This window comes from Roseateles toxinivorans, from assembly GCF_004362525.1.
GTDB lineage: Bacteria > Pseudomonadota > Gammaproteobacteria > Burkholderiales > Burkholderiaceae_C > Paucibacter > Paucibacter toxinivorans.
The window spans coordinates 928,410-952,266 of sequence record NZ_SNXS01000001.1 but is presented as its reverse complement, the minus strand read 5'-3'; the positions used below and the strand labels follow the sequence as shown (position 1 = coordinate 952,266).

Genomic DNA, 23,857 nt, shown 5'->3' with positions numbered 1-23,857 from the left:
AGGTAGAGCCTTCATGAAACCCATCGCCCGACCGTCGCGCCCGTTCTTGCAGCAGCGCAGCCAGCGCCTGTGGCGGCGCCGCGGGCGCACGGGCCACAGCCCTCGTGCGCTGGTCCGCCTGCTGGCGCTCACCCCGCTGGGGGGGGCGGTGGCGGCGCTGACGGGCCTGCCGGCGATCAGCGCCTGGGCGCAGACGCAGGCTAATGTCATCAAGCCCGACGGTCGCACGCAGACCGCGCTGCAGGTCAGCGGTACGCGCACCGACATCAGCACTGCAACCCTGCGTGGCAGCAATGCCTTCAACAGTTTCAGACGTTTCGAGGTCGGCCAGGGGCAGACGGTGAACGTGCTGGTGCCCGTCCAGGCGCAACGCGTCATCAACCTGGTCACCGAGGCGCCGGTGCGCGTGGACGGCGTGCTCAACGGTCTGAAGGATGGCAGCCTCAACGGCAAGCTGGTCTTTGCCGACCCCTACGGCCTGGTCTTGGGCAAGGAGGGCGTGATCAACGTCAACAGCCTGCACATCGTCGCGCCGAGCAAGGCGCATATGGACGCGATGCTGGGCGCGCAGGGGCAGATCGGCGAGGCCGCGGTGGAGCAGCTGCTGCAGGGCCGGGCCCCGCGCAGCGCCGAGGGCCGGGTGCGCATCGACGGGCGCATCAACGCGCTGGAGCGGGTGCGCATCGAGGCCGGCGGCATCGAGGTGGCCGGCACGATACGCGCCGGGGCCGATGCCGCCCATGACGCGGCCTTCCGCAGCGCCGTCAATGCCAATGGCCTGAGCTCGGCCGTCGGCATGGTGGAGCGCGGCGGTGTGATCGAGCTGGTCGGCGACGAGAAGCTGCTGGTGTCGGGCAGCGTGGTGGCCGCACAGCATAAGGCGCCGAGTTTGGAGTCGGGCAGCAGCCCCGCTGGCGCGGGCCTTGGTGGACAGGTGCGACTGCAGGGCGGCGACATCGAGCTGCAGGCCGGTTCGCTGATCGATGTGTCCGGCGTCAGCGGCGGCGGCAGTGCGGTGATCGGCGACATGCGGAGTCAGGTCTTGCCATCGGCCGCGCCGGCCACCGAGGCTCCCCGGGCGGCGGCACCGGCAGAGCCTCCCGCGCCGCTGACGCAGCGTCTCGTTCTTTCGCCCGGCGCCCAGGTGCTGGCCGATGCCACACAGGACGGTGACGGCGGCAGCATCCGGTTTCTCAGCGATGACAGCACCGACTTCGGCGGTCTGGCGCGTTCGCGCGGTGGCGCGTTGCGGGGCAACGGTGGCTTCGTCGAAGTCTCGGGCCGGCGGCGCCTGCAGCTCTACGGCCTGGTCGACACCAAGGCGCCCAAGGGTCGCACCGGCACGCTGCTGATCGACTCCGACACCCTGCACATCATCAACGGCGCCAGCGGCGACAGCAGCTGCCTGGATCTGGGCACCAGCGGCGACTGCAGCGTCACCACCGGCACGGTGCAGACCTTGGCGGCGAGCAACAATGTGCTGCTGCAGGCCGAGACTGCCATCACCCTGGGCGGCAGCGATGGCGCCGCGGCGACGCTGGACCTGAGCAGCGCCTACACCGACAGCACCGATGTCATCACCCTGGTCAGCAAGGACATCACCTTCAATGCCAACTCCCGGCTGCTGACCGGCGGCGGCGCTGTCAAGCTGATCGGTCTGGGCAGCCTGTCGGCCGGCGACCTGGGCACCGGCGAGTTCAGCTATCAGAGTTCGATCAGCTGGGGGCCGCTGTCCATCGGAGCCAAGGTCGAAGGCGGCACCGTGCATCTGAACAGCGGCGCGGTCATCATCACGCGCGGCGTGGCGGCCGCGGCCGATGCCGAGAGCGCGGCCCTGCTGCGCAATGGCGGTGCGGTCACGCTGCGCGGCCAGCGCGTGCAGCTCGACGCGGGTTCCAAGATATTGGCCCAGTCCACCGGCAGCGACGGGCATCTGGGCGGCGCCGTCGAGCTGACGTCCTATGCGCTGCAGCAATGGAATCTCGGCAAGGCGACTGCCGAGAGTCAGGTCGTGCTGGCGGGCACGGTAAAGGCCGAGACCATCACCGCGAATGCGGTCGCGCGGGCCGAGGCCACGCCCGACGGGGCCTGGGGCTTTGCGCTGCAGGGCGGCCTGATGGCCATCGGAGCCTATGCCGGCATGAATGCGGCGTACCACGAGGCCGAGGCGAATGCGCATCTCGACGTGCAGGGCACGGCGCGGCTTGACGCAAGCAGCACGCTGTCGCTGCATGCGGCCTCGCTGAACAAGGCGGCCGGCTCGGTCTATCTGTTCACCCAGGCCGAGGACGGCACCGATCTGTTCTCGGCCGCGGTGGCCTATGTGAAGACCGGCGGCATCGCCGATCTGCTGGTGAGCAGCGGTGCGCAGCTCAAGTCCGGCGGCAAGCTCTCGGTCGTGGCCCACAACGACGCCACGGCCAAGAGTTCTGTCAAGGTGCTGAGCACCAATTCCAAGGGCGGCGCCGCTGTGGGCGTGGTCGAGACCGATGTGTCGGCCTATGCACAGATCGCCGCCGGGGCGGACATCCAGGTCGGCTCGCTGGAGCTGCTGTCGCTGCAGACCGGCAATGTGCGCAATATCGCCAAGTCCACCGAGGCGCAGCGTAAAGCCACCGAGCAGGACCCGAATCCGCCGCAGGCCTCGGTCGGCGTGTCGGTGGCGGTCAGCAATATCAAGGCGCACAGCACGGCGCTGCTGGACGCCAGCCTGGCCCAGGTCGGCGACGTCACCGTGGTGGCCGACACCGCCCTGTGGCAGAACTACATCGCGGCGCGCAACGATGTCGGCGGTGATCCCTCGCTGGTCGGCAAAGTGTCCTTGGCGGTGGCGAGCAAGATCCTTCCGTTCTCGTCCGGCCAGCAGGTGCTGGGCGACTGGCTGGCCGCCAAGTCGGACACCCTGGCCGGCCTGTCCAAGGGCGCGCCGACCTTCAAGCTCGGCGCGGTGGTCACCGTCAACGAGACCGATCTGGGCTCACAGGCGCACATCGGCGCGAACGCCATTATTGTGTCCAGCGGCAAGGTGGCGGTGCTGGCCCAGACCGAGGACCGGTCCATCCATAACATTGCCGAAAGCCGGGCCAGGACCAAGGATTCGATCAGCAACGGCCCGGCGCTGAGCCTGGCGGTGGCGGTGGGCCTGTACGACCACGCGGCCGAGGCCACGGTGGGCGAGGGGGCCCAGATCACGACCACGCAGTTCGGCCTGCAGTCGCAGATCTACCAGCCCTTGGACGTGACCTGGCTGGCCAGCTTCGGCAGCGGCGGCATTGCCAAGCCGTCCGAGCTGTTCGCCCACTTCACGCCACCCAATCTGGGCATGCCTCAGCTGGTGTTCACCTCCTGGGCCACGGCCCTGACCGAGCAGGAGATAGACCCCAAATCGACCGATCCGAACAAGGCCGTGGCGGCGGCCGGTGCGGTCAACTGGACGGCCTTCGGCAACAGGTCCACCGCATGGGTGGGGTCCGGCGCGCACATCACGTCAACCGGCGCCGACACGCCCTGGAGCATCGCCTGGACCACGCCGACCGCGCCGCTGCTGGACGGCGACACCAGCATAGGCGGCGAGCCGGTGGGCTCGCTGGGCAATATCCTGCGCGAGACCCAGGAGGCGGTGGACAAGGTGGCGGGCCTGGCCAAGAACGCGGTCGGCGAGATCACCGACTGGCTGGACGGCGCCCCGGTGGTGCTGGGCATCACCTTGAAGCAGGCGGCGAGTTTCGGCAAGGCCGTCGATGTGCAGGCGCGCAATGAATCGAGCTTCCTGACGCTGACCGGCCAGCCCAGCGCCTTCGGCTTTGGCGGCGTCAAGCTGGGCGTGCAGGGCGGGCCGTTCGCGGCCGGCGCGGCCTTCAACTACGCGGGCTCCGAGCACCGCACGGTGGCCGGCATCGACGATGGCGCGGTGGTCACGGCCAGCCTGGGCACGGTGGGCGTCGAGGCGCTCAGCATCGACCGCATCATCGCGGTGGCGCCGACGGCCGGCCGCGGCACCGGCTCGGTGGTCAACCTGATCGCCGCCTATGCGGAGCTGGACAACCTCACCGCGGCCGTCGTCAGCAACAAGGCCCAGGTCGCGGCCAAGGCGCTCGACGTCGTGGCCACCGAGGATGTGTCGGTCTGGAGCGCCTCGGGTGCGGCGGCGTTCGGCGGCAATGCCAATGCCGTGGGCGTGGCCGTGGCGGTCAACGAGCTCGACGGCCGTACGCTGGCGGCGATTGCCGACCCCGGCACCTTGGAATGGGGCGCCGTGCGGCCCGAGGGCTTCAGCGGCCGCTCGGCCACGGGCAGCATCACCACCGACGCGCTGCGCGTGCTGGCCGCCACCCAGGGCACCAGCGGCGCCGTCAGCGCCTCGGCGGCCTCGGTCGAGAGCGAAGACCCGGATTCCAAGCCCGACGAACAGGTCAAGGAGGCGCCCAAGAGCGGCCTGTCCAAGAAATGGGAAGCGCTGAAGACCAAGACCAGCGAGCTGCGCGCCAAGGCGGTGGCCAAGCTGCAGACCAGCGACACCGGCAAGATCGCCAAGGCGCGCAACTTCCTGGCCGACAAGATCAAGGAGAAGGCCGCCGCGGCCGACCCGGTCAAGCCGACCCCGCCCAAGCTGTCCATCGCCGCCGCCGGCAGTGCGGCCGTCAATCTCGGCAAGCTGGACAGCCGGGCCCTGGTCCAGGGTGCCAGCTTGAAGGACGGCGCCGGCAGCCTGAACACGGTGACCGTGCGCGCCAGCAACGAGACGCACCAGTACGCCGTGTCGGGCTCGATCGCGCTGCTCAAGCTCAATGCCCCCGAGACGCAGACCGGCTACGGCGTCTCGGGCGCGGTCACCGTCGATATCGAGGACAACGACAGCAGCGCCCGCATCGTCGACAGCAGCATCAGCGATGCCGGCACGGTGCTGGTGGAGTCGCTCAGCGCCGGCCAGCGCATCTCGGCGGGCCTGGGCATTGCCGGCAGCAGCGGCAAGAAGCCCAGCTATATGCTGGACGTGTCCTACTCGATGACCGAGTCCGACAACGACACCCTGGCCGCCATCGAGGGCGGCACCATCACCGGCTCGGCCGCGCGCAAGTCGGTCGTCGAAGTGCTGGCCTATGACCGCACCGAGACCGGCGTCGGCGCCGGTGCGCTGACGGTGCAGAAGAACAAGGGCGGCGCGGTGGGCGTGGCCATCGGCGTGGCGCTGGTGCGCAACAGCACCGATGCCAGCATCGCCGGCACCACCGCCACCCAGGCGGGCCGCGTGGACGTGCGCGCCTTCGACCCGGTCGTGCTGGGCATTGGCGCGGCCAGCCTGGGCTACAGCAAGGAGGCGAAGAGCTTCACCCTGGAGGGCAGCGTCAGCTACGGCGAGGTGGAGAACAACAGCCGCGCCTTCATCGGCAACCGCGGCGCCAGCCCGGCCAGCATCAACAGTGACGCGCAGATCACGGTGCAGGCCACGGACCTGGTACCCGCCGCCTTCAAGACCCGCTTCGAGGCGGTGCTGGCCGCCGATGGCACGCCGCCGGCCGACAGCGAGTACGACTTCGGCGCCTCGCTGCGCGCCGGCGATCAGGAGGCCTTTGGCGGACAGGCGATCGGGCAGGGCCAGCCCGGCGCGCTGGTGATCGGCGTGGCCGGCGGCATCGCCGTCGGGTCCGGTGAGGCGGCCGGCGCCTCGGCCTCGGTGTCGCGGGTGGCCAATGTGCATGAGGCGCTGGTCGAGGGCGCCACCTTGACCGGCGCCGGCGTGGCCGTCGATGCGACGGACGCCTCACTGATCGTCAATGTCGGCCTCGGCGTGGGCGGCACCAGCAGCAAGATCGCCTTCGCCGGCTCGGTGGCGGTGACGATCAACGACAACCGGGCCACGGCGCGCATCGGCGAGACCGGCAAGACCACCAGCGTGACCACCACGGGCGCAAGCGGTACAGATGGCCTTGGCATCACCTCCGCCACCAGCGACCGCGCCTTTGCGGTGGCCGGCGCCCTGGCCATCTCGACCAGCGGCACGGCCGGCGGCCTGGCCGGGGTGGTCAGCACCGGCTCCAATGTGGCCGAGGCGCTGGCGCGCAATGCGACGCTCAGCGTGGGCGGCAGCGCCGGCGCGGCTCGGGTCGAGTCGACCACGGCCAGCCAGCACATCGGTGTGGCGGCGGCGGGCGGCTTTGGTGACAAAGCGGCGATCAACGGCTCCTTCGTCGTTCACGATGTGTCCGACCGCACCACCGCCTCGGTGACGGACTCCGGCGTCAGCGCCGGCCACGTGCAGGTGCGCGCGGGTGACAGTGACAGCCTCGCGGCCCAGGTCTACAGCGGCGCGGGCTCGATCGGCTTCTCGGGCAAGGTGGCCGGCGGCGCGGCCGTCACCGTCAACACCGTCGCGCTGGAGCGCGAGGCCAGCATCGAGCGCTCGGCCGTCACCGTCACCGGCACGGCGGCGGACGCCCTGCTGGTGCGGGCCGACACCGGCGTGCGCATCATCGGCGTGACCGTGGCCGGCGGCGGCGCCACCACGGCCAGCATCAATGGCGCGGCCAGCGCCAACACCGTCACCAACACCACCAAGGCCCAGATCGAGGGCTCGGGCGTCAACGCCGCCGGCGCGGGTGTGCAAATCCTGGCGCGCGATGTCTCCGACGTCGATTTCGGCACGGCCGCGATCAGTGTGGCCGGCAAGGTCGGCCTCGGCGCGGCGATCGCTGTCAACCGCATCGACAACGACGTGTCCGCTCAACTGCAGGGCAGCGATGCCCAGGGTGCCAGGCATGCGCTGGGCGCGGAGTTCAGTGCCACCGATCTGCGCGTGGACGCGAGCAGCGATGCACGCCTGGTCAACGCCGCTTACGGCATCGCTGCGGGCGGGCAGGTGGGCGGCGCGGGTTCGATCAGCGTCAACATCGTCGATACGGACGTGACTGCGCATATCGGCCGCGGCGCATCGGCCAGGCTGGAGGGCAGCGCGGCGGTGCAGGCCACCAGCGAGGACGACATCAAGTCCTTCGCTGGTGCGCTGGGCATAGGCAATGGCGCCGGCGTCGGCCTGTCGACGACGGTGAACCTGGTGCGCGGCAGCACCCAGGCCAGCATCGGCGCCGACGACGAGACGCAGGTCAAGCTCGATGCCAAGGGCAATGGGGCGGGCCTGCTGGTGCACAGCGGCGTGCTGACCCAGCCGCTGCCGGGCGTGGCGGCCGCGGGCACCAACCCGTCATCGTTCGACGGCCTGGCGGCGATGAGCGATTACGACGCCACCCGCAAGAAGATGGTCGAGGGCACGAAGACCATTCATGGCGTGGCCGTCAATGCCGCGTCGATACGGCATGTGCTGGCCTTCGACACCGCCATCGGTGGCGCCGGCGAGGGTGTGGGCATAGGCGCCAATGCCGGGGCCCACGTGATCAGCAGCGCCACCACGGCCGAGGTCGTGGGCGCCGAGCTGAACCAGCGCGAGAGCACCGGCCTGGCCGCGGCCCAGGCGCTGGACGTGCAGGCCAGCAGCCACCATGTGATGAGTACCTTCGCGCTGGGGGCAGGCGTCGGCGCGACCGCAGGCGGCAGCGCGGCCCTGGGCGGCGATGTGTTCGTGACCCGCACCAAGGCGAATATCCGCGATGCCAAAGTCAAGGCGCAGCAGGATGTGACGGTGCATGCCGGCAATGAATCGGCCCAGTCGTCGATATTGATCGGCTTTGCTGCCGGCTCCGGCGCGCTGACCGGTACCGCCGGCGTGGTGGTGTTCGATGCGGAGGTGCAGGCGGCACTGCTGGGCGGCGAATCGCGCTCGGGTCGCGACACCATCGTCGACGCCGACAACGCCGCTGTCGTGAATGTGATCTCCGGTGCGGGCGCGCTGTCGGCTGGCGGCGGCGCGGCCGGGGCGGTGACGGTGGTCGTGTCCGACACGCTGACCGAGGCCCTGGTCGGCCGGGCCGGTGCGGCCCAGGGCTCGACGCGGGTGTCGACCGGCGGCGACCTGACCGTACAGGCCGACAGCAGCGGCGCCGTCAATACCTTCACGGTGGCCATCAGCGGCAGCGGCGGTGCGGCGGGCGCCGCCATCGGCGCGGTGGCGGTGGTGACGAACCAGACCCGATCCGCGGTCAGCGGCGCCGATCTGGAGGTCGGTGTCGCGCCGAACTGGGTCTATGTGGCGCCCGGCGGTGGCGGCAGCAGCGAGATTGGCGACGGCCCCAGCGACGGGCCGAGCACCAGCACCGGCCCGGCCATCGGCGCGCTCAATGTGCATGCCAGCGACCATGGCGTGATCGCCCAGGAAAGCGGCGCCGCCGGCATAGGCTTCGGCGCCGGCGGTGTGGGCGGCACGGTCTCGGTGCTGGTGACGCGGGCCAATGTCGCCGCCAGCGTGGACGCCAGCGAGGTCGATGCCGGCACCATCAGCCTGCTGTCACTGAACCAGCAGCAGCATCAGGCGGCCACGGTGGGTGTGGGCGTGGGCGGTGGCCTGGGGGCAGGTTTTGCCGTGTCGCTGACCATGCTCGGAACCGGCAGCCCGGAAGACAGCGACGCCTTCGGCAGCGGCAGCAACGCCAAGGGCTCGCAGCTGATGGATGCGGCCATCCGTCTGACCCAGGGCAACCGCCTCGGCGAGACCGCCGACACGATCAGCACGACCGAGCGCAGCAGCCTGCAGGCGCAGGGCCAGCGCGACATCGGCGGCACGCTGCGTGACGCCGGCAGCAATTCGGCCGCCTCGACCGTCAGCGCCAGCACACTGCGCGCGGGCGGCAATGTGACCGTGCAGGCCGATCAGGAAAGTTCGCTGAAGAACCTGGCCGGTGCGGCGGGCGTCAGCCTCGGCGTCGGGGCAGGGGGCTCGGTCGGCGTCAGCTATGTGTTCAACGCCACCGCGGCCGATGTCACGGCCAGCACCATCACCGCCGGCGGTGCGGTCAGCCTCAGCGCCGAGTCGCGCGATGTCAGCGGCAAGCAGGCGCTGGACCTGACCACCATCGCCGGCGGTGTCGGCTTCGCCGGCCTCGGCGCCTCGGTGGGCGTCGCGCACCTGAGCAATACCGTGTCGGCCCAGGCCGATGGCACGATCACCGGCGCCAGCGTCGCCATAGCCGCAAGCGACAGCACCAGCGCCAGCGTGAGCAACGTGGCCGCGGCCGCCGGCGGCGGCGCGCTGGGCATTGCCGTGTCCACGCTGGACCGCGGCGGTTCGGTCAATGCCTGGGTGAACCGGGCCGGCGGCAGCGGCAGCTGGGTCAACGCCCGCACCTTGGACATCAGCGCGCAGGCCAGCGGCAGCAACACGGTGATCTCGCGCGCGGTGGCGGCCGGCCTGGCGGTGTCGGGCAATGGCGCGGCGGGCACCGTCGACGACACCATGCAGGTGCGCGCCGGCATCGGCGACAACAGCCGCATCAGCGTCAGCGGCGACCCCGAGGACGCCAGCCATGGCAGCAATGTGCTGGCCCAGCGCGCGGTCAATCTGAGCAGCGAGGCCTGGGGCGTCGGCGTGTCCGGCGGCGTGCAGCTCGGTGGCTCGGTGGCGCTGGTGACACTGGGGGGCGACACCACGGCCAGTGTCGGCCCGTCGGTGCAGTTCGATGCCGCCGGCGCGCTGAGCGTGGCGGCCGAGGAGAACGCCGCCAATGCCCTCGCCGCCAAGGCCACGGCCTCGGGCGGCGGCTGGACGGCGGCGCTGAACGCCAGCGTGGCGACGGTCAGCAACACGGCCGTGGTGCAGGCCTCCATCGGCGACGCGACCCTGCTGCCCGACGGCGATGTGACCCTGGTCGCCCGTCATGCCGCGGCCCAGCACAGTGAGGCCAGCGGCGTCCCCGTCGGTGGCCTGCTGGCCCTGGGCGGCAATGTGGCCGACACCACGACCACCGCCGGCACACAGGCAACACTGGGTAATGTGAAGACCTCCGGCCAGCGCCTGGGCGACCTGTCGGTGGCCGCCATTGGCAGCGACAGCAGCACCGCCAAGGCCACGGCCGGCGGCGGCGGATTGATCTCCGGCCAGGCGGCCGTGGCCAACGTCAAGGATTCGAGCACCACCCTGGCCGATCTCAAGGCCTGGGGCGCCACGGCCAAGGCCGATGCGGCCGGCTACACCCTGCACGCCGGCAAGCTGAGTGTCGACGCCGAGCACCATGGCAGCGTGCGTACCGATGCCGACACCGTCAATGCCTCGGTGGTCGGCGGCAGCGGTGCGTTCGCGCTGAGCCAGGTCAACAACAGCGTCACGGCCCGGCTGGGCAACGATCTGCAGGCCAGCGCGCTGGGCCTCAGCATCAATTCGCTGAACCAGTCACAGGAGCTGGACGGTGGCGACAACGCCGCCGGTGCCGGTGGCGGCCTGGCCAACGGCAGCGCCGTGCAGGCCGGCACGCGCTTCACGACGCAGTCGACGGTGAGCGTGGGCGAGCGCGTGGGTCTGACCGTGTTCGGCGACCCGACCAGCGACCATGCAGGCACCTTGGCCCTGGCGGCGCACACCGATCTGAGCGCACGCACCAAGGGCTCGCTGAACACCGGCGGCCTGGTCGATGTGCCCTTTGCCGATGTGCAGGCGGTCTCCGACGCGCACAACACCGTCAGCGTCGGGCGCGATGCGGTGCTGCGCAGCGTCGGCGATGTGGTGCTGGGCACCACGGCTCTGAACCAGATGAATGCCGACAGCCTCGTCAAGACCTATGGCGCGGTCAGCGTGGCCGGCGGCACCAGCAATGCCAGCGCCGGCCAGACCGACAGCATCAGCCTGGGCAGCAACGCCCTGCTGCAGGCCTACGGCAATGTCAGCCTGGCCACCGGCCGCGACGCGCTGGGCGGCCTGAACCTGGTGCAGGCGCAGGCGATGACCGATGTCTACAACTACACGGCGCTGCCCATCACCACCACCAACTCGGCCGAGGCCAGCAGCACCATCACGGCGGCGGTCGATCTGGCCGGCGGCAGCCGCATCGAGGCCGGACGCAGCGTCTATCTGCGCACCTTCAGGGGCGATCAGGGCAGCAGCGCCCATGGCGAGGGCCACAACCCCTATCTGGAGCTGTTCAGCCTCAGCACCGACGACAGCCACGCCCATGCGCCGGTGTTTGCCGGCAGCGTGGCGGTGAACGGCCAGGTGACAGCGGGCTACTACCGGCTGCGCGACCTGCGCATCGATGCGAGCGGTCAGCTGACGCAGACCGTCGACCAGCCGGCCCTGGCCCTGCCGGTGCAGAGCTTCACGATGGACGCCACCGGTGGCTATCACGATGCCACCGGTCAGCTCGTCGATCCGGCCCTGGCTCTCAAGCCCAAGGACTACATCGCCCGCATCGACGGCTTCAACCCGAGCCGCTACTACGACAGCGGCGCCAAGGAGAAGCTGGGCAATGTGCCCGACCAGGCCATGGGCGCCTATGCCTTGCCCGACCTGTTCGTGGCCGGCGGCAATGTCGAGGTGTCCGCGCCCAGCGTCAGCGGTAGCGGCAGCCTGCGTGCGCAGGGCGGGCCGCTGATACGGGTGGCCAACGCCAGCAACCGCTATCTGCTGGCCAATAGGATGGCCATTCCCGATGCCGACAGCGGCGGGGCGGTCACCTTCCTCGGTGGCGCCGTCAAGCCGGCTGGCCTGTCAACGCAGGAGGTGGACAAGGGGCGTGCGCCGGCGATCGATCTGCACAACAGCTACAACACGGCATTCGGCGGCCCGGCCTCGGACATCGTGTTCCAGAGCGGCGCCTCCGGCACGCCGACGGTGCGCAACCCGCGCGGCAGCTTTACCCTGGTGAACGACTTCGGCAATGCCTGGGGTGCCGCCCCCGATGCGCTGACGGTGGACATCCAGGTGCCCCAGGGTACCTTCGTGCTGGAGAGCACGGGCTACGCCAAGATCGGTGGCACGCCGCAGAACGAGTGGGCCTCCTGGGACGCCCTGGTGCGGCCCAGCGACGCGTTCAACTTCATCGACACCGTCGCCTATGCCCTCTACATCCGCTGGGGCATAGGCAGCTCGACCGACGCCGTCACCTACTCGAGACAGCTGCAGGGCATTGTCGAGAACAAGGGCTCGGGCTCCGGCTACCTCTTCCGCAAGAACCTGGGCAACCAGCAGTTCAAGAGCGGCGGCAACTGGTACGACGGCCACTACCTGTTCGACACCTTGCAGGTCAAGACCCTGGAGGGCACCCGGCCCAAGGCCATCAACGGCGTCACCAGCCCGGGCCTGCTGGCCAACCGGGTGGACATCAGTGCGCGCTACCTGGACCTGAACGCGCCCATCCTTGCGGGCACGGCACGCGAGGTCGACGTGACCATCAACAACACCAAGCTGTACCGCAAGGACGGCCGGTTCTGGGCCGGCCCGCAGTACAGCTTCTTCGAGTGCGTGCTCGACCCCAGCTGCCGCGCCCGCAACGCGCTGCGTGCGCAGGAAAACGGCCTGTACGAGGTGCCGGCGGCGTCTCTGACCTACGGCGCGAGCAGTCCCAGGCTGACCGTGACCTTTGACCCCAGCACCCGGCGGGTGAGTACCGCCAGCATCGGCGGCAGCAGCCAGGACGCGGTGAAGCTGACCGGCATCATGCTCAACAGCAATGCCACCGGCTCATCGAAGATCGAGCTCTCGACCGGCGCGATGAAGCTGAATCTGCAGAACAACTCCGGTCTCGAGATCGACCTGCCGCGCATCGAGACCAGCAGCAACAGCCAGGGGGTGATACAGATCACCGACAACGGCCAACTGGCCAGCGTCTACAGCCCCAAACTCAAGCGCAATGTGGTCGCGCCGCTGACCACCTGGTACGTCAGCACCGATGGCCAGCATGTCGACATGTACCAGGACCGTCTGGCCAGCGACTATGTCGGCCTGACCCCGGTGCAGGGCACCAGCACCGAGAACGGCGCCAGCACGACCAGCTATCTGCCCAGGCAGGGCTATCGCTATGACTGGACGCGCCAAGCCACGGCCACACGCCGCATCGTGCCCGGCCAGTACTGGGACTATTTCTATGCCACCGACTGGGAGTTTCTCGACGAGCAGGGCAAGGCCACCCATCTGAGCACGCCGAGCTGGAGCGTGGTGTCCTCGGGCGTCAGCCTGAATCCGGCGCTGAAGGACATCAACTACAGCTATCGCTTCGACGCCAGCGCCGGCTTCGACTACTGGAACGTGACCTACTCGAACAACGGGCCGGCGAACCGCCTGTTCGGCCTGGCGACCTCGGCCACACTGATACAGCGAAGCAGCGTCAGGGCCGATCATCCGGTGGCCATCGGCTTCAAGGGCTTCGGCACCGGGGGCATCACGATCGGTTCCAACGCCAGCGCCCATGTGGGCAAGACCATTTCCAATGCCGGTGGCGACACCAGCATCAGCGTCACGGAGGCCGGCAAGCTGGTGGGCCATGATGGCGGTCTGATCACGGCCAGGAATCTGACGCTCAGCGCCGCTGGCGATCTGGGCGGCGACGGTAGCAGCCAGGCGCTGAACATACGGCTCAACGGCGGCGTGCTGAATGCCGAGGCGGGCGGCAATCTGGCGCTGGACGCGTCGTCCGCACTGAGCCTGGGCAGTGTCAGCGCCGGCAGCAGCGCCTCGGCCGGTCGCTTGAGTGTTCGCGCCGATGGCGACATCACGGCGGCCTCGGCGGCCAGCGTCGTCAAGGCCTTCCAGGTCGAGCTGGAGAGCCGCACCGGCCGCATCGGTGGCGCAGGTGCCGATCAGGCGCTGAACGTTACCGTCAGCAGCATCGGCGACCAGGTCTCGAAGCGCGGCATCATCAAGGCCCAGGCGCTCGGCGATGTGAAGCTGGATCTGACCGGTGGCGATATCCGGGTGGACAAGATCGTCGCCACCGATGGCAATGTGTGGATCAACACCCTGGGCTCGCTGTTCGACTTTCACGAGGGCGAGGGCCTCAGCGGCCGTGCCAATGAGGATCTGCTGGCGCTGTGGCAGGGCCAGCTGCATCTGGCCGGGGACCGGGGCGCGGCCGCGGCCGACACCCTGACTCACACCATCGCGCCGCTGGATCAGCAGGTCAGCCGTGACTACCGCGACTACTGGAGCCTGCGCGCGCTCGGCACGCTGGGCAGCGGCGGCCGCTCCATCACCCTGAGCAGCGCTGGCCTGAGTACCCTGCGCGCGCAGACGGCTGCACGCCTGGGCATCGCTCAGCCCAGCGACGCGCAGGTGAATGCCTGGGCCAACGAGTTGCTGGCGCGCTACACCGGTACGTTCGACAGCCTGTTGGGCGCCAATAGCTGGCAGAGCCGGCCCGAGTTCCAGGCCCAGGCCGCCAACTACCGCTTCAGTGCCGACCGCTACAACGAGTACTGGCAGCTGAGGAATGCCACCAGTGGCGGCGTGCTCACCTCCGCGGGCAAGGACGCGGTGCGCGCGATGGCCGCCACCGTGCTCGGCGCGGCGCCGAATGATGCCCAGCTGCAGGCCTATGTGAACAGCCGCTTCAGCGCCCTGGCGGGCGACTTTGCCTCCGGTCTTGGGGCCAGCTGGGCGACGCAGGCGGCATTCCAGAGCTACGACCCGGTCTATCAGTTCGCCGGCGATGCCGCGCTGCTGCAGCGCTACGCGACCGGCAGCTACTGGGGCCAGGACCGGCTGGAGAACTCGATCCGACTGACGGCGCTGAACACCGGCAGCGGTGGCGGCACCGGTGAGATCGAGCACCTCAACATCTCGGGCAAGACGGTCACGCTGACCAGCAGCGGCGCCACCGCCACGCTGGGTCGTGACAATGGCTTCCGCACGCTGCCCAGGGGTCAGGCCTTGAGTCCGGAGGACCGGGACGCCCTTTCACTGGCCGTCGCCCCCGGCGACGTGCAGACCCTGGCCGACGCCGATGGCAACATCATCGGCCTGAAGGTCAGGGATAACCGGCCCTTCTTCCTGCGCGCCGGCCAGCAGCTGGACGCCAGCTTCAACGGCCAGCTGTTCGTGCAGGCCGAGGGCGAGCTCAAGCTAGGCAGGGTGCTCAGCACCGGCGGCCTGCGCCTGCTGAGCCAGGACGGCCTGAGCGTGGCCGGCGCGGCCGCCGGCCCGCAGCTTGAGGGCACGATCCTGGTGCTGGATGGCGGCCGCGGCAGCATAGGCTCGGCGGCGCAGCCGCTGGTCATAAAGAGCGATGAGCTGAGCCTGGTCAGGGCCGACGGTGACATCCACATCGTGCAGCCGCTAGGCAATCTGGTGCTCGACCTGATGGGCGCCGGCCAGACGGTGGACCTGCGTGCCGAGACCGGCAGCATCCGTCAGAAGGAGACCGGTCTGCTGTCGCTGAGCGGCCATGACCTGAATCTGTGGGCGGCCGGCGATATCGGCGGGCCGGACGGCAGGAACCTGGAGCTGCGCACCACCGGCGGTGCGCTGACCCTGCACGGCCAGGTTGCCTGGATAGGCGCCAGCGGCGAGGCCCTGCGCCTGGGGACCTCCGCGCTTGCCAGTGACCTGCTGCTGAGCGCGCCGGAGACGACCGACCTCATCGTGCAAGGCAAGGTGACGGCAGGCGGCAAGGCCACGCTGCTGATGGGCGGCGACTTCATCACCCGAGATCAGGCCTCGCTGCAGACGCAGGGCGATGTGTCGCTGCTGGCCGGGGGCGCCGACATGGCGGCAGGCAGCAGCCTGCGCAGCGAGGCCGGGGCCCTCGGCCTGAATCTCAGCGGCGGCGATGCCCGCGTGGCGAATCTGTTCGGCCAGACCGGCGTGGCGATTGAGGCACCTTTGGGCCGCATAGCTGCCGCTGGAGCGGCGAACCGGATCCAGGTCGGCGCGCCCGCTGGACTGCTGGCTTTGAATGTGCAGAACAGTGCGGGCGCCGGTGTCGGCACCAACGCCCTGCCGCTGCAGCTGGACGCCGCGCGCGTGGCGGTGCGCAGCCGCAGCGGCGGCCTGTTCTTCAAGCTGCTGCAGCCCGACGTCGTGCTGGAGCAGCTAGGTCTGGACAGCGGCGACCTGTTCCTCGGTACCGAGGGCAGCCTCAGGCTGCAAGGCGGGTTCAGCAGCGCCGGCAATATCCGCTTCCAGGTCAAGGGCGCGTTCGAGGCGGCCGGCTCCCTGTTCGCCCGCGGCGCGGGCCACCTGCTGCAGGTCGATGCCGGTCAGATTACCGTGGCGGGGCTGGCCCGCTCCGATGGGGACTTGGCGCTGGCCAGCCGAGAGGGCGACATGAGGCTCAGCGATGTGCAGGCACTGGGTTCGATCGCGCTGCGCTCGGCCCGGTCCCTGCAGCTGAGCTCGCTGACCGCGGGCGGCGATGCCGATGCGCAAGCCGCCACGTCGCTGCAGGGCGGCTCGTTCGACGCCGCTGGCAGCCTGGCACTGGGCGCGGGAGCTGCGCTGGATGCCGGTGGTCTGGGTGCCGGCAATGCCCTGTCGGTTTCGGCCAGTGGCGCAGCCACGCTTGGCGCACTGAAGGCGGGGACCTCGCTGTCGGCCTCAGCCGCCTTGCTGACGACGGATGCGCTGCAGGCGGGGGGCGATGTGTCGCTGCTGGCGGACGGCCTGCTGACGGCGAGGACGGCCGCAGTCGGCGGGAAGCTCGATGCACGCGCCGCCGAAATCCGGCTCAACGGCGCTACGGTTGGGCGCGCGGCCACCCTGCAGTCGGGTGCAGCACTGGCCATCGGTCGCCTGGACGTGGGTGACGGACTGAATATCACAGCGGGCGCTGCGGCGATCGGCCCACTGCAGGTGGGCGGCGATTTGCGCATGGACGCGGCCGTGTTCGACGGCCAGTCACTCGACGTGGTCGGCAACAGCAGCGTGACGATCACCGGCGAGTTCAGGGCCGCTGCGCTGCGGCAGCAGGGCGACGCCCTGCTGCGTGCAGCCTCGCTGTCGGGTGCCGGCGTGACGATTGGCGGCACGGCAAGCGTCAGCAGCACGGAGGGAGGCATCAAGTTCGACCGGTTGAGCATCGGCGGCAATGCCGCCCTGCAGGCCAAGACCTCGGTCCTGCTGGGCGCGCTCGATGTCGGAGGCTCGCTGAAGCTGGACGCCGAACGGGCAGAACTGGCCAGCGTCGCCGCCGCGGGCGCGGCGCACTTGAGGCTTGCGAAGGATTTGGCCGTCGCCGGCCAGCTGGTGTTCGGCGCGGACCTCGATCTGCGCGCCGACAGCCTCGCTGCCGATGGTCTCCAGGTCGCTGGCGCCACCGCCGTGGAGGTGCAGAAGGCCTTGTCCGTTGGCGCGGTGAGCCTGGTTGGTTCTGCCGACATCAAGGCTGGGGAGTTGCAGTTGAAGACGCTGACCGCAGGCGCCGACCTGAAGCTGGACCTGCGCAGCGCAGGCCTGCAGGCCGACAGCCTGCAAGTGGCCGGCGACACGCGCCTCCAGGCCAGGAGCGACATTGATGTGAGGCAACTGCTGAGCGGTGGCCGCCTGGAGCTGCAGGCGCGAGACCTGCGGGTGCAGGACATGCAGGCCGGCGGCGATGCCCAGCTGCAGCTCGCCGGCGATTGGCAGTTGACGCAGCGGGGCAGGTTCGACGCGGACCTGAAGACCGAGGCCGCGGGCATGACACTGACCGGTCCGGTCCAGGTTGGCGGCGCCGCGGCACTGCGCACGGGCAGGCTGCTGGCCGGCCAGCTGCGGGTGGGTGGTGCCACAAGCATCGTGGCCGAGGCCGATGTCGAACTGGACAGTCTGCAGAGCGGTGCACAGCTGGATGTGCAGGCCCGCCATTTCCGCGCGAACGACGTGCAGGCCGGTGGCGACGCGAAGCTGGCGCTGTCGGGAGACTGGCTGCTGGGTGAGGGCGGTCATTTCGGCGCCGGCCTCAGCGCCACGGCGGCCCGCATCGATTGGGCGGGGCCGGTGCAGGTGCTGGCCGCGGCCGATCTGCGCGCGCGGGCGGGCCTGAGCCTGACCACACTGGATGTGGGTGCCGCGGCGCGCGTCGAGGCGGGCGAGCTGAGCGGCAAGCGCATCTCCAGCGGCGGTGCGAGCAGCTGGCTCATCGATGCCGGGGGCATCGCGCTCGAGCAACTGGAGGTCGGCGGGGCGGCCAGCCTGGACACCAAGGGCTCGATGCAGATTCCGCAGCTCGATGTGGCGGGGCCGCTGAGGCTGCAAGCCGGCGACCTGGTAAGTTCGATGCTGCATGCGGCGGGCGATGCCGCGTTGCAGCTGAGCGGCAAGCTGGAGATCACCGAGCTGGGCCGTTTCGACGGCGATCTGAAGGCGCAGGCCAGTGTCATGAGCTTCGGCGCGCTGAAGGTGGGCGGTTCGCTGACCTTGTCGACCCCGCCGACACCGGCGGTGGCCGGGCTTGGCGCCGCATCGGCGCAGGCCTTGGCGGCGGCCGAATTGCCCGCGGGTGCGGTGCACATGGCCGGTCTCGAGGTGGGTGAGAGCGCCGAGATCAAGCTGACGGGCGCCTTCGAGCTGCAGGGCAGCGGCATGGTCGGCGGCGATCTGTTGCTGGTCGCCGATGCACTGACCCTGCGCGATCTGACAGTCGGCCGGGCGCTGGACCTGCAATCGGCCCATGACCTGAGTGCCAGTTCGATCACATCCGGTGCTGGCACCAGCCTGCGGGCTCCGGATGCTGTCAAAGTCGGCAGTCTGGACGTGGCCCGAGAGTTGCGGCTGCAGGCCGGCAGCCTGACGCTGGGTACGCTGAATACCGCCCTGGACGCACGGCTGCAGATGAGCCGCGATGCCACGCTAGGCGAGTTGCGTTCCGGCGGCCAGGTCGAGGTTGACGCGGCTGGCGACCTGCGCCTGGATGTGTTGGTGGGGCAGGGCGATGCCAGCCTGAAGGGCGCGCAGCTGCGGCTGGGCGAGATCAGCAGCCAGGGCCGTCTGGACCTGCTGGCGACGCAGGACCTCCAGGGACAGACGCTGAACGCTGGCGTGCATGCACGGCTGCGCGCCACCGGGGCGATTCGCATCGGCAGCCTGAGCGCGCCGACAGTCGAACTGGAGGCCGGACGCGAGATGCGGCTGGATGTGCTGCGCGCCGACACCGCCGAGCTGAGCACGGCCACGCAGATCGCGTTGCGCGAGGGCCGCATCGACGACAGCATCAAGCTCCATGCCGATCAGATCTCGGGCGGTCTGGTGTCCACAGCCGGCGATGGCCTGCTCACCGAGCTCGGCGGTGTGGACGAGAGGCCCGCCACGCGCATCGAGCTGGCCGTGGACACACCGCTGCGCTGGCAGGTGCCGCTGCTCAACGCGGTGGAGGCCCGGCTGACCACCACCGGCGAGTGGACCCGCTTCGACCTGGCTCGCATCACCGGGGCGATGAGGCTGGGCACGCCCGGGGGTGCGATCGAGATGAATAACCGTTCGCTGCAGCCCAGCGCCACCGCCGACGTCCAGCTGTATGAGCCGGACCGGACCTTCATGCTGGAGCGTGACGGCAAGCGCCTGAGCACGACGGCCTTCCTGCTGGCGCAGCGCCCGGATCAGATCATCACGTCGCCCCGCATCTGGTCGCAGGTCAACGGCCTGCCATCGCAGACGCCGCTGCAGCCCGCGAGCCTCAGCCTGGCGGGCTTGCGGGCCGGACCGCTGGCGGCCATGTTCCCGCAGCTGCGCCGCACCGAGGATGGCGGCTGGGACTTTGAGGCCCTGCTGCGCGAGAACCCCTCGGCGGCCCAGCAGACCGTGGCCGTCGGCGAGCTCGAGTTCTGAGCCGTCGCCTTGCCGCTCGGCAGGCCTGGCCCGGTGCAGCGCCTGCGGCACCGGGCAAGGGCAGCTATTCGGCTTCGGCCAGCATGAAGCAGTTGCGGCCCGACTCGACGTGCTTGATGGGCTCGACATCGGCCACATGGACAAAGATGTCAACCGCCCGGCCGTCAACGATTCTCGGCAGATAGGTGGCAAGGCTGTGCCGTACACCGTTTCGCCGGACCTTGCTAGGCACAGTACAGATAGACATTCTGTGCCATCGCCCCGGCCGCGACGTTGGCATAGGCCACGCGCTGCGCGGCGGGCACCAGCGACATGCGGCTGTGATCCGCCACAAAGATCAGATCGAGGTCGGCATCGTCAACAAAGTCCTGGTAGCCGGTGACGCGCCGCACATCCGACGCAGCGAACAGGCGCAGCTGATGCAGCCCCGGCTCGTAGCGGTACAGGCCTTCAGCCATCGCTGCATAGAGCACGATTTCCTGGGCGTTCATGGCGCTGGGCGCCGTGCGGCCACCCAACTTGCTGCGATTGATGCCGGCCGCGGCCCACAGCAGATCGCCGAGCGTCTGCGGCTCCAGGCGGCCGGGTTTGAACTGGCGCCGCGACTGCCGTTGTGCCAGCGCTTGCATCAGCGGCATGCCGCCGTCGATCGATGCAGTGGGCAGCGTCACGACACGATCAGGCGTTCCAGTCAGAGGCCGAGGAGCCAGATGGCCCATCAAGCCCATCGCCAGCTTCGTCAGGGTGTTCATCGAAGGCTCCTTTCGAATCAAGCCGCGTGCGAGTGCTTCGTGGCCGTCGCTCCGGGCCTGGGATGATCGATGCAGATTCCGCCGGACGTCACCGCGCCGTCGAAGCCGAAACCCTGCCGCCCTGCGACCCAGCTCAGCTCCCGCGCGTTCGAACGCGGCAACAGCTCGGCGGGGGCCGAACTCGCCTTGGCCCGGACGCCGATGTCATCGATCGACCGGCGCGTGCTGCGTGCAAAGGTCTTCAGCTGGGCCAGGTCAAGAATCTCGACCTCGCGGTTGTTGACGTGCAACCAGCCCCAGTCGGCGAGCACGCTGAAGCTGCGACTGACCGTCTCGTGCGCCACGCCCAGGTGGCTGGCGATGTCGCGACGGCCCATGCGCAGCAGCAGGCGCACCGGCGATTGTCCGCAGGCCTTCATCTGCTCGGACTGCAGCACCAGAAAGCGCGCCAGGCGCACCTCGGCAGCGACGGCAGCCATCAGGTCGGCGATCTCGGCCGCCCGGGTTAGCTGACGGCTGACGGCCAGGTGCAGCAGGCGGTCCAGCGCCGGCACCCGCTGCAGCAGCGCGAACAGCTCCCGCACGCTGATCGCGAACACCCGCGCGTCCTCCAGCGCCACGGCCGCGGTCGGGTGCTGGCCCAGGCAGACCGCGTCATAGCCCAGCACCTCGCCGCGCCGCGCAAAACCCAGCACCTGCTCATAGCCGTCTTCAGCAGTGCGGTAGATCTTGAACGAGCCCATGCTGACGAAGTGGATCGCATCGATCTGGCCGTGCTCATGGAACAGGGCCGTGCCGGCGCGCAGGGGCCGCATCAGCACGGGGCAGCTATCGCTGGCTGGGCCGGTTTCGGCGTCGGCGTCCATCAGCCGCAGCAGATCGGAGAGGCAGGCGCGGGTCGTCGCACCGGCTTGCGCCGCACACTGCGGTGCCGTCGAGGAAATGACTCTGTATTGCCGCACGGACTGGTTCATCGCTACCCCTTATTCTTGCTGCCAACGTGATCCCGATGCATCACGCTGCAAGCATGAACAAAGGCCCGCTCACAGGCCATCGGCGCAGACTTGCCTTTGGCCCCGGAGTCTTCCGCCCCGATGGCCGGAAGTCCTAGGCAAGACTCGGAGTATTCCGAATCTGCGCCGCAGTGGTGCCGAGTTCGAGTCCAGGGCAGGGCGTCGCGAGGAGCGCCGGCTACGCCCATCAACCAGCGGCAAGCACTATGAAGTTCAGGGGCGCCCATTGACCGACGACCGATCGCACCGTCTCGGCCGCCGATCGATCATTGGACACAGGCCGTGGCTTGCCTGCGGCTTCTCGACCCTCATGCGACCTTGATCCGGCGCAAGTGCCTGCGCCTTCGCCATCGTCAGGACTGTTGCGTAAACACACCATCCATCCGGGTGCCGCTCATATCCTGTCAGCCCGGGAGTCCAGCAGTGGTCGACGGCGCAGAATCACGGCAGTTGAGAGTGAAGTCTGTGCGCGGCGGCCAGTGGTGGTGAATGTTGTGCGAGCCGGCCACGAGCAGTTTTCGCTGGCCGTTTTGGGCGTCTTAGAGAGCATGGGTACAGAGTTCACTTAGTCCGGCCACTAGTGACGGGCTGAGGTGATCGCTGCACCGTACGGCGGTATCTAAGTGCTTGATCTTTAAAGAATGTCACATGACCGCGTACAACTTTCACTTCACACGGTTCAAACGCCAAGGTTGTGCCACACGGCCGATTCGAGGCTAAGGTTGTGTGATACGGCCAGTACAGGGTGAAAGTTGTGCCAGCCGGCCACAGCGATTCTGGTTATTTGCCTCTGCGCTTGTCTGAAATTTGTTGCGGCCGAAGATCTGAGTTCAGTTCGAGCATCAGGCGCTTGTCGGCCCGCAGTTCAGTGAACAGGCTTCTCGTAAGCCAAATCGAAATCAGAACTGTCCCGATCAGATAGCCAACCAATTGGCCGCGGCTCAGCGCTCCGTCGACTTCCATTCGCCAGAAGATCGCACCGGGCCATACAGTGAAGAGCGTGACAGCACCGTACGCCGCGATGCGCCGAGCTGTCAGCCCTCGCAGGCGAAGCCCGGTGGGGGCTGTTTCGACTTCGCCGTTTCGCACAAGGCGCGCAAAGCGATCTCGTTTGCCCTGAAGGCTACAGACGGCCAATGCGAGCCGCATCTTGGGCTCGTCGACCGCGGACTGGAGTTCGTAGTCGGCTACGGCGCTCGATAGCGAGAAAAGGGCCTCAAGAACCGTGCCATCGTCGCCCGTCTCATCGGCAGCCATGCGAAGCATGGTCTTCTGCTCACAAATCAGCGCTATGGCCTGGCGCAGGCGGCCGCTGAAAGCAGAACTAACGAGTCGCCGCAAAACGTTGACCGGACGACAAGCGTCACGGTGCCAGCGCAGCGCGCCTTCGATCTTCTGAAACTGAAGGGCTGTCAGGCCGATAGCTCGCTGGGACGAGAGCATCGCGAGCTTCAGCGAGAGCTCGGTGATGCGTTCGCCAGTCAGCAAGATAGCCTTCATGCCGCCCTGGACCTTAGAAGTTTACTAAGGCGTTCTTCGACCTCGCCCTGGCTTCCAGAGTCTTCGCGCAGCCAGCGATAGAAGAGGGTGACGCGTTGGTAGCGGGAGTATTCGTTGAGCGGTTTTCCATCAGCGTCGTTCGGGTTAGCGGCATCCCAAGCCTTGACGCGCTCCCAAAGATCAGCGTCAAGCGGCTCCAGCGCCGCCGCATCGCGCCCATAGACGACGTAGTCAACGTCGACCTTGGCGCGGCGCAGTCGTTCAAGGACCGGCGTCTTCAGAGTGTTGCGGCCTTGTTCGTAGTTCTGCAGGGCGGACAGCGCCACACCTAGGATCTCGGCGAGGTGTTCCTGCGTCAGCCCTAGCCGCACGCGCTCGTCACGAAGCCGTTCACCCAAGGTCTCGGGCGGTGGCGGCGGGAACTCAGGGTTTTTTCTAGGTCGACCAGCCATGGGAGTTATTGACATCCACCCAACAGCGCGCGCAGACTCGCGCTGAAAGAAAGACTCAAGAAGTTAGTAGTTTTGATTTGTTTGGATTGCTTCGAACAGTGGAACACAAACAGGTGAGCATCCCGTCTGCGGAAGTTCCAGTTGACGGCCAGCGCGCGTCGCCGATGTTGCCGGCGGCTGGACTGAAGTCACCAGCAGAAGCGCACCAATGGTTTGCCGATCGTGGCATCACGATCTCCGAGTGGGCATTGGAGCGTCAGTTCAATCCGGCCTTGGTGTACCAAGTGCTCGCCGGCACGCGCAAGGCGCTGCGAGGGACGAGCTTCAAGATCGCCGTCGAGTTGGGCATGAAGCGCAAGCCCACGGATGACATTGTCGAAATGGCCTGAAATTTCAGGCAGATCGAGGAGGTGGTATCAGGACAGGACTACACCATCAGTCCGAATCAGGGCCCCAAAAACGCCAAGCGCGCCAAGGACTGCGAATCCAGAGGCGCGCTTGCACTTTCGTGCTCTTTAGGGAGGCAAT

At 68.7% G+C, this 23,857-nt stretch carries 6 protein-coding genes; 2 read left to right on the top strand and 4 right to left on the bottom strand.

Annotation, left to right across the window (positions count from 1 at the left end; all coding sequences use genetic code 11):
* Positions 1-13 precede the first annotated feature (13 nt).
* Positions 14-19,612, top strand: coding sequence for a leukotoxin LktA family filamentous adhesin (locus DES47_RS04125; RefSeq protein ID WP_133699363.1), 19,599 nt, complete (start codon positions 14-16; stop codon positions 19,610-19,612).
* A gap of 224 nt (positions 19,613-19,836) precedes the next feature.
* Here the strand turns inward: DES47_RS04125 and DES47_RS04120 are convergent, their stop codons facing one another.
* The 4 genes from DES47_RS04120 to DES47_RS04105 form a co-directional block, all read right to left on the bottom strand.
* On the bottom strand, positions 19,837-20,364 hold the full coding sequence (locus DES47_RS04120; RefSeq protein WP_133699362.1) for a SagB/ThcOx family dehydrogenase: 528 nt from the start codon (positions 20,362-20,364) through the stop codon (positions 19,837-19,839).
* A gap of 17 nt (positions 20,365-20,381) precedes the next feature.
* The gene (locus tag DES47_RS04115) at positions 20,382-21,338 is read right to left on the bottom strand and encodes a Crp/Fnr family transcriptional regulator (protein ID WP_133699361.1); all 957 of its coding nucleotides are present in this window, start codon (positions 21,336-21,338) and stop codon (positions 20,382-20,384) included.
* Positions 21,339-22,157: 819 nt separating this feature from the next.
* Positions 22,158-22,877 carry a hypothetical protein gene (locus tag DES47_RS04110; RefSeq protein WP_133699360.1) on the bottom strand — a complete coding sequence of 240 codons (720 nt, stop codon included), beginning with the start codon at positions 22,875-22,877 and terminating at the stop codon, positions 22,158-22,160.
* Positions 22,874-23,329: a helix-turn-helix domain-containing protein gene (locus DES47_RS04105; protein WP_166651849.1), complete on the bottom strand. Its 456-nt coding sequence runs from the start codon at positions 23,327-23,329 to the stop codon at positions 22,874-22,876. Before DES47_RS04105 ends, DES47_RS04110 begins: the two co-directional genes overlap by 4 nt.
* A gap of 8 nt (positions 23,330-23,337) precedes the next feature.
* Between DES47_RS04105 and DES47_RS29140 the strand changes: the two genes are divergently transcribed.
* Positions 23,338-23,718, top strand: coding sequence for a DNA-binding protein (locus tag DES47_RS29140; RefSeq protein WP_243748148.1), 381 nt, complete (start codon positions 23,338-23,340; stop codon positions 23,716-23,718).
* Positions 23,719-23,857: the final 139 nt, after the last annotated feature.